12 protein-coding genes are annotated in these 15,029 nt (G+C 57.2%); 4 read left to right on the top strand and 8 right to left on the bottom strand.

Features of this window, described 5'->3' with window-relative positions; genetic code table 11:
* The first annotated feature begins 383 nt into the window (after positions 1-383).
* From codB to ACIOVB_RS07555, 3 genes are all read left to right on the top strand, one after another.
* Complete coding sequence (gene codB / locus ACIOVB_RS07565) at positions 384-1,655, top strand: cytosine permease (protein WP_401266322.1); 1,272 nt, start codon at positions 384-386, stop codon at positions 1,653-1,655.
* Between the two features lie 15 nt (positions 1,656-1,670).
* Positions 1,671-2,906: a cytosine deaminase gene (gene codA, locus ACIOVB_RS07560; RefSeq protein WP_401266319.1), complete on the top strand. Its 1,236-nt coding sequence runs from the start codon at positions 1,671-1,673 to the stop codon at positions 2,904-2,906.
* A gap of 151 nt (positions 2,907-3,057) precedes the next feature.
* Positions 3,058-3,222: a hypothetical protein gene (locus tag ACIOVB_RS07555; RefSeq protein WP_401266316.1), complete on the top strand. Its 165-nt coding sequence runs from the start codon at positions 3,058-3,060 to the stop codon at positions 3,220-3,222.
* A gap of 24 nt (positions 3,223-3,246) precedes the next feature.
* Here ACIOVB_RS07555 and ACIOVB_RS07550 read toward each other — a convergent pair whose 3' ends face one another.
* On the bottom strand, positions 3,247-4,227 hold the full coding sequence (locus ACIOVB_RS07550) for a diaminopimelate epimerase (RefSeq protein WP_401266313.1): 981 nt from the start codon (positions 4,225-4,227) through the stop codon (positions 3,247-3,249).
* A 239-nt stretch (positions 4,228-4,466) separates the two neighbouring features.
* Between ACIOVB_RS07550 and ACIOVB_RS07545 the strand changes: the two genes are divergently transcribed.
* On the top strand, positions 4,467-5,618 hold the full coding sequence (locus tag ACIOVB_RS07545) for an MFS transporter (RefSeq protein WP_187677587.1): 1,152 nt from the start codon (positions 4,467-4,469) through the stop codon (positions 5,616-5,618).
* A 351-nt stretch (positions 5,619-5,969) separates the two neighbouring features.
* On the opposite strand, the gene ACIOVB_RS07540 is transcribed toward ACIOVB_RS07545, so the two are convergent.
* The 7 genes from ACIOVB_RS07540 to ACIOVB_RS07510 all read right to left on the bottom strand — a co-directional run bounded on the left by ACIOVB_RS07540 (position 5,970) and on the right by ACIOVB_RS07510 (position 14,844).
* The gene (locus tag ACIOVB_RS07540; RefSeq protein ID WP_401266311.1) at positions 5,970-6,116 is read right to left on the bottom strand and encodes a hypothetical protein; all 147 of its coding nucleotides are present in this window, start codon (positions 6,114-6,116) and stop codon (positions 5,970-5,972) included.
* A 419-nt stretch (positions 6,117-6,535) separates the two neighbouring features.
* Positions 6,536-8,962 carry a TonB-dependent siderophore receptor gene (locus tag ACIOVB_RS07535; protein WP_401266308.1) on the bottom strand — a complete coding sequence of 809 codons (2,427 nt, stop codon included), beginning with the start codon at positions 8,960-8,962 and terminating at the stop codon, positions 6,536-6,538.
* 98 nt (positions 8,963-9,060) lie between these two features.
* On the bottom strand, positions 9,061-10,044 hold the full coding sequence (locus tag ACIOVB_RS07530; protein ID WP_401266306.1) for a FecR family protein: 984 nt from the start codon (positions 10,042-10,044) through the stop codon (positions 9,061-9,063).
* Between the two features lie 40 nt (positions 10,045-10,084).
* Positions 10,085-10,576, bottom strand: coding sequence for a sigma-70 family RNA polymerase sigma factor (locus tag ACIOVB_RS07525; protein WP_401266303.1), 492 nt, complete (start codon positions 10,574-10,576; stop codon positions 10,085-10,087).
* 128 nt (positions 10,577-10,704) lie between these two features.
* Positions 10,705-12,813, bottom strand: coding sequence for a S8/S53 family peptidase (locus tag ACIOVB_RS07520; RefSeq protein WP_401266301.1), 2,109 nt, complete (start codon positions 12,811-12,813; stop codon positions 10,705-10,707).
* An 11-nt stretch (positions 12,814-12,824) separates the two neighbouring features.
* Positions 12,825-13,931 carry a trypsin-like serine peptidase gene (locus tag ACIOVB_RS07515; RefSeq protein WP_401266299.1) on the bottom strand — a complete coding sequence of 369 codons (1,107 nt, stop codon included), beginning with the start codon at positions 13,929-13,931 and terminating at the stop codon, positions 12,825-12,827.
* Positions 13,900-14,844: a hypothetical protein gene (locus ACIOVB_RS07510; RefSeq protein WP_401266298.1), complete on the bottom strand. Its 945-nt coding sequence runs from the start codon at positions 14,842-14,844 to the stop codon at positions 13,900-13,902. The genes ACIOVB_RS07515 and ACIOVB_RS07510 overlap by 32 nt, the downstream gene beginning before the upstream one ends.
* Positions 14,845-15,029: the final 185 nt, after the last annotated feature.

Raw genomic sequence — 15,029 nt, 5'->3', positions numbered from 1 at the left:
TAGTTTCGATATCAACGTTTCGAATATTCATCTCACATCCTTGTATCGCCATTAGAATTTTCTGAAAAATCGTGAATCACTTGCACTTATAGATATATTGGATCAAGCCTTTACGGTCAATAAATTAAAGGCAGGAATAAGACTAATATCCTGTAGGATTATTCCAACAAGACCATGGGAGCAATCCATACTTAATCCAAAATATGAAAATTTTCACACAAACAATAAATTCGTTAGAACACGACATGCCTACTGATCCAACACTTTGATGTTCAACAATCAATAACTTAGACATCTTCAAACATTGGGACGGACGCTACTCAAACCTGGCACGACCACTGCAACCCTCCCCCGCGTCTCCCCTTTTCAGCAAGGAACGCCCCATGACGCAAAACGATCCCGGCAACGATTACCCCCTCAGTGAAGTCCCCATGCATGCACGCAAAGGCCTGGCCTCAACCGCCATGGTATTGCTGGGCTTCACCTTCTTCACCGCGACCATGTTTGCCGGCGGCAAGCTCGGTGTGGCGTTCGGTTTTGCCGAGATGATGGCGGTGATCATCGTCGGCAACCTGCTGCTCGGCCTGTACGCGGCGGGCCTGGGTTACATCGCTTTCAAGAGCGGTCTCAACTCGGTGCTGATGGGTCGTTTCTGTTTTGGCGAAGTCGGCAGCAAGCTCAGCGACCTGATCCTCGGCTTCACCCAGATTGGTTGGTACGCCTGGGGCACAGCGACCGCTGCGGTGGTGCTCGGTAAATACTTTGATCTGGGCGAAGGCGCGGTGCTGGGTTTGATGGTGCTGTTCGGCCTGGTGTTTTGCGCCACGGCGTATGTCGGCTATCGCGGCCTGGAGATTCTGTCGTACATCGCGGTGCCGGCGATGATGCTGCTGTTGATGTTGTCGATGTGGGTGGCGACGGTGAAAGTCGGCGGTTTCGAGGGCTTGCTCAGCGTGGTGCCAAGCGGCTCGCTGGATTGGTCGACCGCGATCACCCTGGTGTTCGGCACCTTCGTCAGCGGCGCGACCCAGGCGACGAACTGGACGCGCTTTTCGCGCTCGGCAAAAGTCGCGGTGTTGGCCAGCCTGATCGGATTTTTCATCGGCAACGGCTTGATGGTGCTGATCGGTGCGTACGGCGCCATCGTCTATCAACAACCGGACGTGGTGGAAGTGCTGCTCCTGCAAGGCTTCGCCATGGCCGCGATGGCCATGCTGCTACTCAATATCTGGAGCACCCAGGACAACACCATCTACAACTTCGCCGTCGCCGGCTGCAATCTGCTGCGCACCGGCCGACGCAAAACCGTAACCCTGGCCGGCGCAGTCATCGGCACCCTGCTCGCCCTGCTGGGCATGTACGACATGCTGGTGCCGTATCTGATTCTGCTCGGCACGGTGATCCCGCCGATTGGCGGGGTGATCATGGCCGACTTCTTCTTCCGCTGGCGCGGGCACTATCCGCGCCTGGCCGACGCACGGCTGCCGGCCTTCAACTGGCCGGGCCTCGGGGCCTACGGGGTCGGCACCGTCGCCGCGTTCAGCTCGCCGTGGGTTGCGCCGCTGGTAGGCATCGCCGCTGCCGCGCTAACGTATGTCATCGTCACCGGCCTGCTCGGCGCCCGCAGCGCCAGCGCGCCACTTCAAGACTTATAAAAAAGGATTCGCCTGATGCACATCATCAACGCCCGATTGCGCAACCAGGAAGGTTTGCACGAATTGCACCTTGAGGACGGGCTGATCCGCAGCATCGCCCGCCAGACCGAAGCGCCGTCCCTCGGCCCGGACGACCTCGACGCCGGCGGCAATCTAGTGGTGCCGCCCTTCGTCGAGCCGCACATTCACCTCGACGCGACCCTCACCGCTGGCGAGCCGCGCTGGAACATGAGCGGCACGCTATTCGAAGGCATCGAGTGCTGGGGCGAGCGCAAGGTCACCATCACCGAAGAAGACACCAAGACCCGCGCCAAGAAAACCATTCAGACCCTGGCCGCCCACGGCATCCAGCACGTGCGCACCCACGTCGATGTCACCGACCCGCAACTCACTGCACTCAAAGCCATGCTTGAAGTGCGCGAGGAAAGTCGTCATCTGATCGACCTGCAAATCGTCGCGTTCCCGCAGGAAGGCATCGAGTCGTTCCGCAATGGCCGCGAACTGATGGAAGAAGCGATCCGCATGGGCGCCGACGTGGTCGGCGGGATTCCGCACTTTGAGTACACCCGCGATCAGGGTGTGAGTTCGGTGAAGTTCCTGATGGACCTGGCCGAGCGCACCGGTTGCCTGGTCGACGTGCATTGCGACGAAACCGACGACCCGCATTCGCGCTTCCTTGAAGTGCTTGCCGAAGAGGCACGCAGCCGCGACATGGGCGCCCTTGTCACCGCCAGCCACACCACGGCAATGGGCTCTTACGACAACGCCTACTGCGCCAAACTGTTCCGCCTGCTTGGCCACTCCGGGATCAGTTTTGTCTCCTGCCCGACCGAAAGCATTCACCTGCAAGGCCGCTTCGACAACTTCCCGAAACGCCGGGGCGTGACCCGGGTGAACGAGTTGCTGGAAGCCGGGATGAACGTGTGTTTTGGCCAGGATTCAATCGTCGATCCGTGGTATCCGCTGGGCAACGGCAATATCCTGCGCGTGCTGGAAGCCGGGCTGCACATCTGCCACATGCTCGGTTACCGCAACCTGCAAAGTGCGCTGGATCTGGTGACCGACAACAGCGCCAAAGCCATGCACTTGGGCGAGCGTTATGGCCTGGAACAGGGGCGCCCGGCGAACCTGCTGATTCTGTCGGCGGACAGCGATTACGAGGTTATTCGCAGTCAGGGCTTGCCGCTGTATTCGATTCGCGGCGGCGAGGTGTTGATGAAGCGGCAGATGCCGGTGGTGGAGTTCGTCTAAGGGTGTCGTGTACGGGCATTTGCAGCTAGCCACGGCCTCGACCCGCGCCTGCGTGGAGCGGTGTCATTCGCTGCGATCGTAGCCTCGGGCATGGTTGGCCCACCGCTGAGCGTACACCTCAAAACCGGCTTGGCCTCGGGACTGGCGCCCGGTGAAACGCCAGTTGAGGCACGCCCGAAGCTTGTCGTTGCTGGCGACGTCGGCGCACTCGGTGATTATTGAGTGTTTTGAGGCGTTGCCCACTCCGCAGGCGTTGCTGCGGCTGGTTGTCGAGGGTGATCAGGTGGTGAGCGTGACGTTGTTCAAGGCTAATTGACGGTATCGCAAACCTTCGGCAGCTCTAGAGGATCGATTGGGCCGTACCGAACAGGCTGAGGCGCAGCAATTCTCCATTTGCTTCTTCGAGCAGGATCGGCGCCGTGCCGCCGGGCATGACGACGTGTACTTCACCTGCCTCGACCCATCCGACCCGCCACGCCGCCGAGGCCACTGCGCTGGCGCTGGTGCCTGAGGAGGCTGTCGGCCCTTCGCCGCGTTCGAACACCCGGGCGACGATACATCGTGCGGACTCGCGCGCGGCCCATTGCAGATTTACGCCCGCCTGACAGGGCTGCCCTGAGCCGGTGGGCATGGCATAAGCGATTCGCGTCATGCCTTCGTTCAGTGGCGATTCGCGCATCTGTTCGTTACTGGGCAGCGCGGCAACTTCTGTCAGCAACGTCACGCAGTGCGGATTGCCGATACGCACGAACTGGCTGTGGCTCCACGAGGGATCGAGTTGTGCCAGGGATTGAATATGGCTTGTTCCACAGCCGTTGAATTCGCGGCTTTCTACGTTCTGTGCACCGACCGCGGACGGGCCGAATTCGGGTTGGCCGAGATCCAGCCAGAATCCTCTCACGCCTTCGACTTCGGCCGGTTTCACAGAGGTCTCAACCGCGCTCCCTTTGTCATGATGCACGCGCAACAGAGCGCCCTGCTCGGGCAGTACACCTTGCTCGGTCAGGGCTTGCGAGAAGATCGTCAGGCCATTGCCACTGCGCTCGGCGAGGGTACCGTCGGTGTTGATGATCAGCACGTCAAATGGCGGCGACGCCTGGAACGGACCCACGAGCAGACCGTCGCTGCGGTGGGATTTGCTGTCTGCTGGCCGCTGACCTTCGGGCCATTCGCAGCAGAGAGCGACGGCGTGATGACTCCAGGTCTGGCGTGATGACGCACATTCGCCAGCGCTGGTCGGCAAGTCGATTCCCGCCATGCGTAGCGCCTCGGGAGAGATCACTCCGTAGATGTTGCCCCGCGCATCGTAGAACTGCGTCATCACTTTTGTGTCCCTGCTGCCAAAGTAGTCCACTGTAAACCGCAACCACCTGTAGGAGTGAGCCTGCTCGCGATAGCGGTGTGCCTGGCAAAAAAATGTCGACTGATCCACCGCTATCGCGAGCAGGCTCACTCCCACAGGTTAGGATGTCGACTGCACGTCCCCGGAACACCTGCGATCGAACCTCGACGCTCAATCACTGTCCTTCGGGGACGCGACGTTTTTTGCCAAGGATCGATATGACCAGCCTCAACCCCCAAGACACTTTCGTCCCCGGACGCCTGCAACAGATGTCCACGCGCATCGCTTTCTTCATCGCCGGGCTCGGCATTGCCGCATGGGCGCCACTGGTGCCGTACGCCAAGGCCCGGGCCGGGCTTGATGAGGGCACGCTGGGATTGTTGCTGTTATGCCTGGGCGTCGGTTCGATTCTGGCGATGCCCATGGCGGGGATTCTGGCAACGCGATTCGGCTGCCGCAGAGTGGCAACTGGCGGCACGCTGTTGATCTGCGCGGCATTGCCGTTGCTGGCGACGGTGTCGTCGATTCCGGCGCTGATCGCCACGCTGTTCATGTTCGGCGCCGGCCTCGGCACGGTGGATTCGACGGTAAACCTGCAAGCGGTGATCGTCGAGCGTGCGAGCGGCAAGAACATGATGTCGGGTTTCCACGGTCTGTTCAGCCTTGGCGGCATCGTCGGCGCGGCAGGCGTCAGCGCCCTGCTCGGCCTCGGCCTTTCGCCGTTGGGCGCGATGCTGGTGGTGGTGGCGGTGTTGATCGCCGCTTTGTTCAAGTGTGTACCGCACATGTTGCCCTATGGCAGCGAAAGCTCCGGGCCTGCATTCGCCATCCCCCACGGCATCGTGCTGTTTATCGGCGGGATGTGCTTCATCGTATTCCTCACCGAAGGTGCGGCGCTGGACTGGAGTGCGGTGTTCCTGGCGCAAGAGCGCGGGATCGACACGGCGTATGCGGGGCTGGGTTACGCGGCGTTCGCTCTGACCATGACCGCCGGACGCTTGATGGGTGACCGGATTGTTCGGATTGTCGGGGCGACGCGGATCATTTTGTTTGGTGGCCTGTTGGCAGCGGCAGGCTTGTTTCTGGCAACGTTCGCACCGAGCTGGGAGGCTGCACTGGTCGGTTATGCGTTGGTCGGTGCCGGTTGCTCAAATATCGTGCCGGTGTTGTACACGGCGGTGGGCAAACAAACCGTGATGCCGGAAAGTATTGCGGTGCCGGCGATTACTACGTTGGGTTATGCGGGGATTCTGGCGGGGCCGGCAGTGATTGGTTTTGTTGCTCATGCCAGCAGTTTGAGTTTTGCTTTCGGGTTGATGGCGGTGTTGCTGGTGGCGGTGGCCATTGGTGGGAAGGTGTTGAAAGTCTGAACTTAGTGCATCTGCCAGATTGTTGTTTGGGGGTTGGGGTTGGGGTTGGAGTTGGGGTTGGAGTTGGGGTTGGGGCATATCCGTTGCTGCGGTAACGGCTGCTTAGGGTTCCGCCCTTACGGCGGGTCACTTTTTCCAGACGCCGAAAAAGTAACCCAAAAGGCTGCCCCCTGACGTACGGCACTTCGCCTAGGCTCAGTGTTCCCTCGCTACGGTGTCCATCCGGGGGCATCTCCTACGGTTTGCTTCGCTGCACCTCCTCTCGATGTGTGCGGCTTCGCCGCACGGCGCTGCGCGCCTACCCCCGGATGAACACCTTCGCTCGGCCTGCCGATGGGCTGAAGAGCAAGATCAAAAGCCAAAGCCAAAGCCAAAGCCAAAGCCAAAGCCAAAGCCAAAGCCAAAGCCAAAGCCAAAGCCAAAGCCAAAGCCAAAGCCAAAGCCAAAGCAGATCAAAAGATCGCAGCCTTCGGCAGCTCCTACAAGGAGTGAGTACACCTACCAGAGCCTGGTCGGCTATCAGGCCGCCATCGCTGGCAAGCCAGCTCCCACAAGAAAACGAGTACACCCCGCACGCGGCGCATGCCGCCCCACTCAACACAATGAGCGCAAGCTCGAGTACCGCTCTTGATCTGAAGGCCCGTCGGCAGGCTGAGTGGAGGGATTGATCCGGGGGTGGGAGCGCAGCGACCGTTTGGCGCAGCCAAACACATCGAGAGGAGGTGCAGCGAAGCAAACCGGAGGCGATGCCCCCGGATCAATCCCGCAGCGAAGGAACCCGAGCCACAGCGAGGGCCGAACGTCAGGGCACAGACCTTTGGTTACTTTGGGGCGTTTGCCAAAGTGACCCGCCGTAAGGGCGGAACCCTAATCAGCCATCACCCCAAAAACGGATATTCACCCAATCAACCAATCAATCAAAACCCCACACTGGCCTGGACAAAAAACGTCCGCGGCGCCCCCACATACATCCCCGAATTATTATCACTGGAACGCGTAAAGTACTGCTTATCGAAGACGTTCTTCACCCCCGCCCCCAACTTCAGATTCGACACCTGAGGCCCAAAGTCATACCCCCCGCGCACGTTCCAGGTCACATAACCCGGAATATCGCCGTATTGCCCATCCGCCGTACCGTCAGTAATGTAATTGCCATTGAAACTGCCATCAGCATTCACCCCGGTACCCGGCGAGCGCTGCTTGGACTGAGCAAAACCATCAATGTTGTAGGTCCAGCGATTGACGTCATACCGCAACCCCACCGTCGCCACCTGACGCGAATAAAACGGCAGATCACGTCCCTTGAACCCCGGAATCTCCCCTTCATACGTCGCACGGGTATAGGTAAAACCGGCATTCGCGGTCAAGCCATCAAGGCGCGGATCGAGCGCTGCCATGTCGTAATGCACCGACGCTTCAATCCCCTGGTGCTTGGTCGCACCAAGATTGGTCCAGCCCACATCATTGCTGATGTATTGCAGTTCATCGTCGAAGTCGATGTAGAACAGCGTCACTTCCCCGCCCCACACGTCATCGTTGTAGCGCGTACCGATCTCGTAAGTCTTGGCCTTTTCCGGCTCCAGACCGTTGGCGGTGTTGTCACCGGAACCACCCTGACCGAGCTGGAAATATTGCAGGCTGCCGAACGACGTCTCGTAGTTGGCGAACAGCTTCCACGCATCCGACAAGTGATACATCACGCTCAGCGCCGGCAGCGGTTCGTTGCTCTCGATGCTGCGGTTTTTCTCCGGTACCGGTTTGCCGGCAGTGTCGAGCACGGCGCGGTCGTGCCAGTCGGTGCTGATGTGTTCGAAGCGAATACCCGGCGTAATCGTCCAATTGCCGACGTCGATTTTGTTGTCGACATACACAGAGTTGGCTTCCGTGCCGCCGGTGCGATCCTGAAACACATGGCCGTCGGAGGTCGGCGTAACCACCGGCTGATTGTTGACCAGCGCCAGACGGCTCGACTGCTCGTGCATCGCCTCTTTCAAATAGCGGTAACCGACGCTGACTTCCTGAGTCGTCGGGCCAACGTCAAACACGCGCGACACACGCGGCTCGATGCCCAAGGTGTAGTAGGAACGCGGATACGAGCTGAGGGTTTTCTGGTCGCGGGCGGCGATGGTGCTGCCACGGAAGCTGTCGGTGTAATAGGTCAGCACTTCGGCCTGGGTACGCTCATCGATCTGGCGAATCCACTTGAACGACACGTCTTTGCGCCGACCGGTGAAGTTGTCGTAGTCGCGCACCGAATCGTAGGGTTTGTCGTCGTACTGCTTCTGCGTCAGGCCACCGGGCATGTCGGCGCTGGCGTCGTAGTAGTGGAAGTTGAGGCTGAAATCGTCCTGATCAGTCGGCGCCCAGTGCGTCTTGAGCAGCACGTCGTCGATGTCGTTGCCGTTATTGCGCTCGCGGTAGCCGTGGCCGTTGACGCCCGAATAGAGCAACGCTACACCCATGCCGTTATCGGCGGTGCCGCCGAGGAACGCGGTGTCAATGTGTTTCCAGCCGCCGTACTGTGTGGTTTCCAGGGTAGTGCCGATTTCACCGGTGGTTTTTTCCGGGATCGCGCGGGTGACGAAGTTGATCACCCCGCCGACGTTCTGCGGCCCATAACGCACAGAACCGGCGCCACGGACCACGTCGATGCTGTCGAGGTTGCCCGCAGAAATCGGCGCCATCGACAGTTGCGGCTGACCATACGGCGCGAACGCTGCCGGTACGCCATCGATCAGCACGGTGGAGCGCGGTGACAGACGCGACGTCAGGCCGCGCACGCCGACGTTCAGCGCGATGTCGCTGCCGCCGGTGCCGTTGGAGTCCTGCACCTGCACGCCCGGCACACGCTTGAGGACGTCGCTGACGTTCATTGCGCCCTGCTCGACCATCGCTTCGCGGCGGATCACCGTGCGCGCACCGGGGTGGTTCTGCACCACGGCGGCGTCGGCATCACCGAGCCAGTCGCCGACCACTTTGATGTCGGTCACGCCGAGCTCCAGCGGGCCGTTGGTGGCGGCGGAAGTCGCGGTGGGCGACAGGGTCACCGAACCTTCGTTGATCTGATAATCCAGACCGCTGCCTAGCAGCAATTGGCGCAGCGCCTGCTCCGGCGAGATGTCGCCATCCACTGCAGGGGCTTGTTTACCGGCAACCAGATCGGGACTGAAAAACACTTGTAACGAGGTTTGCTGGCCCAGTTCACTCAAGGCCTGACCCAGCGGCTGGGCGCGGATATGAATGGCGTCGGCCGCGAATGCCAAAGGCATGGCAGCGTTGACCGCCAGCGCAAGGGCCAGCGGCAACCAAGGAGATTTCTTGTTGTTGGCAGGGATGGTTTTCACGTCGAACGTAGTCCTGTGGATCGCAAGAGTGTGCAGCTGTTAATGCAAACCAGTTGCAGTTGAACAGGAAGACGATGAACTCGAAAAAAACCTGAATGCTATTTTGAAATTATTTCCTGGCTGCCATCGGCGAGGGTGCGAACGGCCACCGGCAGGATGCTCGGCAAGGCTTTGAGCAAGGCGTCGGTGTTGTCGGATTTGAATACGCTGGTCAGCCGCAGACTGGCTACGGCCGGGTTGGCGACCGTCAGCGGCTTGTCGCGATAACGCGACACTTCAGCAGCAACCTCACTGAGGCTGGCGTTGTTGAACACCAGTTTGCCGCTGCGCCACGCCGTCAGTTCCGCCGGGTTGACCGCGTAGGCCGCCGCGACTTTGCCTTGCCCATCGACATAAGTGCCCAAGCCTGCGGTCAGGTTGATGAACTCGTTTTCGGGCGCATCATGCCCCTGCACTTTCACCGTGCCCTGCTCCACCGCGACACGGGTCTGCGACACATCACGGCGCACATCGAAACGAGTGCCAGTGACCGTCACCTTGCCACTACCGGCCTCGACCACGAACGGCCGGGCGCTGTCATGCTCAACACTGAACATCGCTTCGCCTTCGCTCAACTCAATAACGCGGCGGTCCTTTTCATAGCGCACCTGCAAGCGGCTGCGGCTGTTCAGATCGATCACTGATCCATCCGGCAGCGCCACATGTTTGCGTTCGCCGAGGGCGGTAGAAAACTCGGCGCTGTAACTCCCCGGGTGATTCAAACCGCTGAACAGCCCGAGTCCAAGCGCCACCGCCAGCACACTGGCCGCCACCGCATAACGCAGCAACGGGCGCCGTTCGCGGCGCGCAGGCGTGGTTTCAACAAGGGCTTTGAGACGTGGCGCCGGCAGCAGATCCGCCGCCGTCCACAAACCCTGCAGCAACTGAAATTCGTCACGGTGCTGCGGATGTTCGTTCAGCCAGGCGTCAAAGCGCTGCTGCTCGTCGGCACTGATGGCCGGCTCCTGCAAACGTACAAACCAGCGAGCCGCGTCATCGCGCACCGTCGTTTGCCCGCACGCGCAATCACGAGAATCCATCATGGAATGTCCTGTTGGGCTGGGGATGAAAAGCGGCGGCCGCTCATGACTGCAGCCCGTCGAGGCGATCACGCAGGTGCCGCAGGGTGCGGATCATATACTTTTCGACCATGTTCTTGGACAGGCCAAGGCGTTCGGCGATTTCCGCCTGGGTCAACCCTTCGATCTTTTGCCAGACAAAAATCTTGCGGCAATTGACCGGCAACTCGGTGAGCGCCCGTTCGATGGAGTCGGCCAACTGGATCGCATGCATGTAATGCTCCGGGTCGCCGGACGACGACACACTGTGATCGATCGCCTCTGACTCCATGGCGCCGCGCCGATCCTCACGCCGATACCCATCTACGGCGATGTTGCGCGCGGTCTGATGCAGATACGCCCGGGGTTGCTGCACCGCCGCCGAATCGGACTCAAGCACCCGCACAAAGGTGTCGTGCGCCAGATCCTCGGCCTGCGCGCGATTGCGCAGGCGACGAGTCCAGGTGCCGATCAACTCTTCGTAATGCTCGAAAAAGCCGGGTCTGCGGGGACGCATGGGGGTATGGGCGGCGTGGTGAGGAAAGGGGCGTGAATAGTAATGCTTCCTATTAAGGCGAAGCAATGAATACCTCTGCCTGTCGTCATCTCTCGGTGGACACACGCAACGGCCGCGTACTACGCCCCCTACTGCGGATCCTTTCGAATCAATTCCAGTATCTGCGCTGCCGGGACGTCCAGCGCTTCCTGCGTCCCTGTTAAAGCTTCAAATTTGTCGCCTACCTTTTGCCATTTCGGTTCAAAGTGAATTTTATTTTCCAGGCTACCAAAAGTATTTTTCAACCCGCCTTTACAGGCAGTGACTTCGGCTTCAAAAACCCCTCGGAAAACGATCAACGCTGCTGAGTCCAAGCGTTTCATAGACCGAACGTTAGCGAAACCTATCTCTTTACCGTTACATGAAATACCAGAAAAAGCGCTGACATCGCCCAAGTAAGTCTGCTGCCCATTCTGAGCAGTATTAATAGTGATGTAGTCCTGATTAAAATAAAGTGCCTTGGCGATATTCAGTGCCGACATTGAAGCGACGCCCATGCGACTTTCCTCATCAGACAAAAGATCACCACTGATTAACAATCTATTCTTTAGTAACCTGGCTTTACTATTTGACTTGAACGCCGAAAGTATCCCTGTAGCAAACGATACGATGGCGGCTGACTGCGAAGTTCCGGACAAAGGCACCTCTTCACTGGTTGCATCTAGCCAGGACGGAATATGGCATCCTGGCGCTGCAATATCCACACGTTGATTTCCTCTATTACTAAATTTGGAAAGTTTTCCATCTGCATCTGCCGAGGCTACAGTTATGACATTATCTCGAGCAGGTCCGCCAAGTGACGCAGGCAGCAAACGCCCATCATCCAGAGGAACATCCTGATTGCCAGCGGCGGCGACAAAAACAACGTGATCTGCGGCTTGCCTGAGTATAGTACTGAATGTTGGAGCGACCGACCCTCCAATATAGGTATCGAAAACTATGCTGAGGTTCACTACTGCCGGACCATTGACCTTTGCCATATAACTATATAACAACTCTTCAGCACCAAGATCCAGCTCCTCAGTTCCCTGCGCCAGAGAAAAGATCGTCAATTTAAGTTTGTAATCTCCACCCACTTTGAGCGATTCTCTCGGCATATACCCTCGACTCGCAGAGATCGTCTGAAACCCAGGCCCGCCCATTACCAATCCTGCGACATGAGTTCCATGCCCACTGTACTCATTGATTGAGTCTATCGAGTTGAATTTAGCGCCAAAATTAATGGGGCGAAGATTGACCCCCAGGATACGAGGGCCAACCCAATCTCTTTGTCCCGAATAGAATCCCGGCGAAGCAAACATTTCAGCAGGAAATCGTTCCGATGACTTCAGTTCCTCACCGTCCATTTCCGGGCAATTATCTGTTGCGCAAGGGACGCCAAAAAAACCATTGTCAGCCACCGCAATTGTGGCTGTATTGAGACCTACTTTTCTGTCCTTCAACCATTCAATGGCTTCCATGACAGCATTAGCATTGAAGGGATAATCGGGGCTCCCCTCAGATAAGCATGTATTGTTTCCGCCCTGGATCAAATTCAAATTCGCACCGGGCGTGATACGGCCAATCTTGACCGGATCCAGTTTGATAAAAATTTCTCGCCCACCAATATCTTTTAGCTTTGCCTCGAACGTGGTGCGCTTTGCCTTGGGTACCTGCACCACTGTTCTGATAGTCTCAAAGGGTAAATTCAGTATCGTGCCGTAAGAAAATACTTGATCTGGTTTTATCCCGCTGTTCGCGAAATAGGTCTTGAGTCCCGATCCCACTGCATACTCTCCCGTTAGCAGTAATCTTATGGAAGTAGAGCTATCACCCTTGCGCACGGTGTATTTCAGAGGCCCTCCTACACGAAGACATTCGGGCCAGGCCAAGACATAAGCAAGCGATCCCAACGCTACATTCTCAGTAATGTCTCGAGAACTATTTGCCCGTCTGAGTTCCTCCATATAGCCATCCTGAACCAGGCCACAGAGTTGACCTGCCAATTGTTCTGCACTCATATTGGCCGCCTCAGGGTACTCGATAGCATCCAATTCCCTGGTTTTGCTGTTCTGAGCCACGAAAGCGACGACTTGCGCACTTGGCAGTACCCCCACTGCCCTGACAACAACACTGTCATAATCCTCTGCGCAGAGGTTCGAAGACACAAAAAACAACAGTGCCTGAATAAAAGCCGAGGGCATAAGCCGAACTTGCATCAGATCACTCCCTATTGACGACAGCCCTGAATCCCGCCTTTCACATTGAGCCCACACACTTTGCGCGGATCTTGGCTTCCTCCCGCCCCCGCTGCGACCCATTGACTCAAAAAGCGCTTAAACTCATCCGTATTGAGGGGGGATAGATAGGAAAAGAAAGCCGGATTGGCAGGCGTTGCATCAGGAACAAAACCCAACGCCGAGTTCAGGGCCACAACTCGTCGGCCTCCCTCCGGTTTCGGATAAAGGACCGGTCCACCGGAATCTCCATAACACAGTGCGGGTTCACTTCCGTTTGACGATAACGTACGCCAATAGAGAGCCGGCCTGGATGCAAAAAGGCTGACCTTCTGTGCTTCGACAGGTCGCTCGCCTATGCGCAAAATACGATTTCCCTCTTTATAGGTGTATCTTTTCGCGTCTTCGGAAATACCCAAACTCACACACCCATGCCCAACGAGTGTAATAGCATCGCCAACCGTAATGTCTTCATTCATTGAGAGCGTTTCGTAGTCGATATCCTTGACCGGACGATCCAGTTCGCAAAGGGCGTAGTCTTCGGCCGTACGGGGTGTTCCCCACTCATTCAGCGGCCAGCGCGAATACTCTGAACTGATCTCACACTTCATCTTGAAAGGATGTGGAGACGTACTGAATTGAACGCTGGCAGCAAGGACCGGCGCTTCTTTCGAAGGCGTTTTGATATTGGCATCGACACAGTGTGCTGCGAGCAAAACCGTGCGCGGGCCGATCAGCGTTAAAGAACACATATTACCTTTAGAGTTATCGGAAACTGCGATAGCTCGCCAATCCGCTAGGTCAACGACTACGACCCCCCCTGACAGCTGTACCTTTGAACCCCCAAGCTTGATATCCAGGGATTTAAAGGAAAGTTCGTCGGGCGCGTCAGCCGCTTTTTCCAAGCCCCATACGGGCGCGATCAACTCGGAGTCCGAGGGCTTTACCACCGGGCCGATTTTATCCTCTTGCGCCAGAGCAAATTGATCAGGAATACCTGCGGTGAAAAGCACCAAAAACCCAGTCAGAGCCCTGAAGATTACTCGCTCGGCAGTCGGCGTAATGTGGCTATTTCCCTGCCGCTTTCTTGTCCGCTGCATCTTTAGCCTCCTGCGCTTTGTCGAGAGCCTCTTTGATAGCTACGGCTTGGGTAACGGCAGTCGTTATCAACACATCAGTTGTGACTGTCGTGTCTTTCACGCTTTTAACCGAAACTCCACATTGATTATGAAACTCAAGTTGACCAGATTTAGGAAAGGCAACGAACTCCACAAAATTCGGATCAGCAACTTTGCCGCGCCAAGAGTAAATAGTGCGATTTACACTGTCGGCGATCACGTAACTCAGTGCGACCTCGCGACAGGCCGAGTAAAACAATCCTTTCTGAGGCTTGCTCAAAAACTCTTTATAAGCTGGATCTTCCACTGGGACAGCCGTTTCAGGGACGTCCCCCCAGTTGACAGTTAGTCCTGGTGCCGCCTCTATCAGGTCTTTTCTTTCGGTTGTTTCAGGACCAAGTGCCCAACTGCATGGCTCTAACAAGAGGCTGTTGCATTTCGGCTTGCCAGGGCCACCGGTTACACCCATTGCCACCGGTAGTATTACCTTCAGTACGCTCCCCACACTAGTAACAATTTCGGCGCGCCGATCGACGACTTCAGAACTTGCCGATGCAATCAAATCCGTATCAGGTACCTTGGTCAGATTAATGGTAGTTCTGCTCCAGAAAGGATCAGCACCAATCATCATGATTCGGCGTGTTGTATCCTCCAGCCTACGATTGGTGACAGTCAAAGGCGCAGCTGCTTTTTTCCCGGCGGCATCAACGGGTTTGAATTCGATGGTCAATTCATTTTTTTGTCTGTAGAAGCTGTCAATCAACCTCGGCTGACGAGCCGCCTCACCCACAGAAGAGGCCTCTACATAGCGAACGGTGGGATTGACTGAACATCCAGAAAGTGTGGCAACACCTAAAAGTAATGTACTTGTAATTTGCAGATTTGATTTCAACATAACGTTAACCATCCTTCAGCCAGACACATTGTTTGACGTTCAAAGAGTGAGCCAACGCACTTGAATTAAAAGAGCGACTGCTGGTCAGCACACTCCACTTTAGCTATTAATTTGCCATCGTCCAGTCTTCACTGTCTTGGGGTCTTGGGGTCTGGGGGTCTGGGGGTCTGGGGGTCTGGGGGTCT

The organism is Pseudomonas sp. NPDC087639 (assembly GCF_044743385.1).
GTDB lineage: Bacteria > Pseudomonadota > Gammaproteobacteria > Pseudomonadales > Pseudomonadaceae > Aquipseudomonas.
This window is presented reverse-complemented; position numbering and strand designations above follow the sequence as displayed.

Bases quoted from the DNA above. Each gene is read 5' to 3' on its own strand.
- codB (WP_401266322.1), top strand. From the start codon at position 384: ATGACGCAAAACGATCCCGGCAACGATTACCCCCTCAGTGAAGTCCCC.
- codA (WP_401266319.1), top strand. From the start codon at position 1,671: ATGCACATCATCAACGCCCGATTGCGCAACCAGGAAGGTTTGCACGAA.
- ACIOVB_RS07550 (WP_401266313.1), bottom strand. From the start codon at position 4,227: ATGACGCAGTTCTACGATGCGCGGGGCAACATCTACGGAGTGATCTCT.
- ACIOVB_RS07545 (WP_187677587.1), top strand. From the start codon at position 4,467: ATGACCAGCCTCAACCCCCAAGACACTTTCGTCCCCGGACGCCTGCAA.
- ACIOVB_RS07530 (WP_401266306.1), bottom strand. From the start codon at position 10,044: ATGATGGATTCTCGTGATTGCGCGTGCGGGCAAACGACGGTGCGCGAT.
- ACIOVB_RS07525 (WP_401266303.1), bottom strand. From the start codon at position 10,576: ATGCGTCCCCGCAGACCCGGCTTTTTCGAGCATTACGAAGAGTTGATC.
- ACIOVB_RS07520 (WP_401266301.1), bottom strand. From the start codon at position 12,813: ATGCAAGTTCGGCTTATGCCCTCGGCTTTTATTCAGGCACTGTTGTTT.
- ACIOVB_RS07515 (WP_401266299.1), bottom strand. From the start codon at position 13,931: ATGCAGCGGACAAGAAAGCGGCAGGGAAATAGCCACATTACGCCGACT.
- ACIOVB_RS07510 (WP_401266298.1), bottom strand. From the start codon at position 14,844: ATGTTGAAATCAAATCTGCAAATTACAAGTACATTACTTTTAGGTGTT.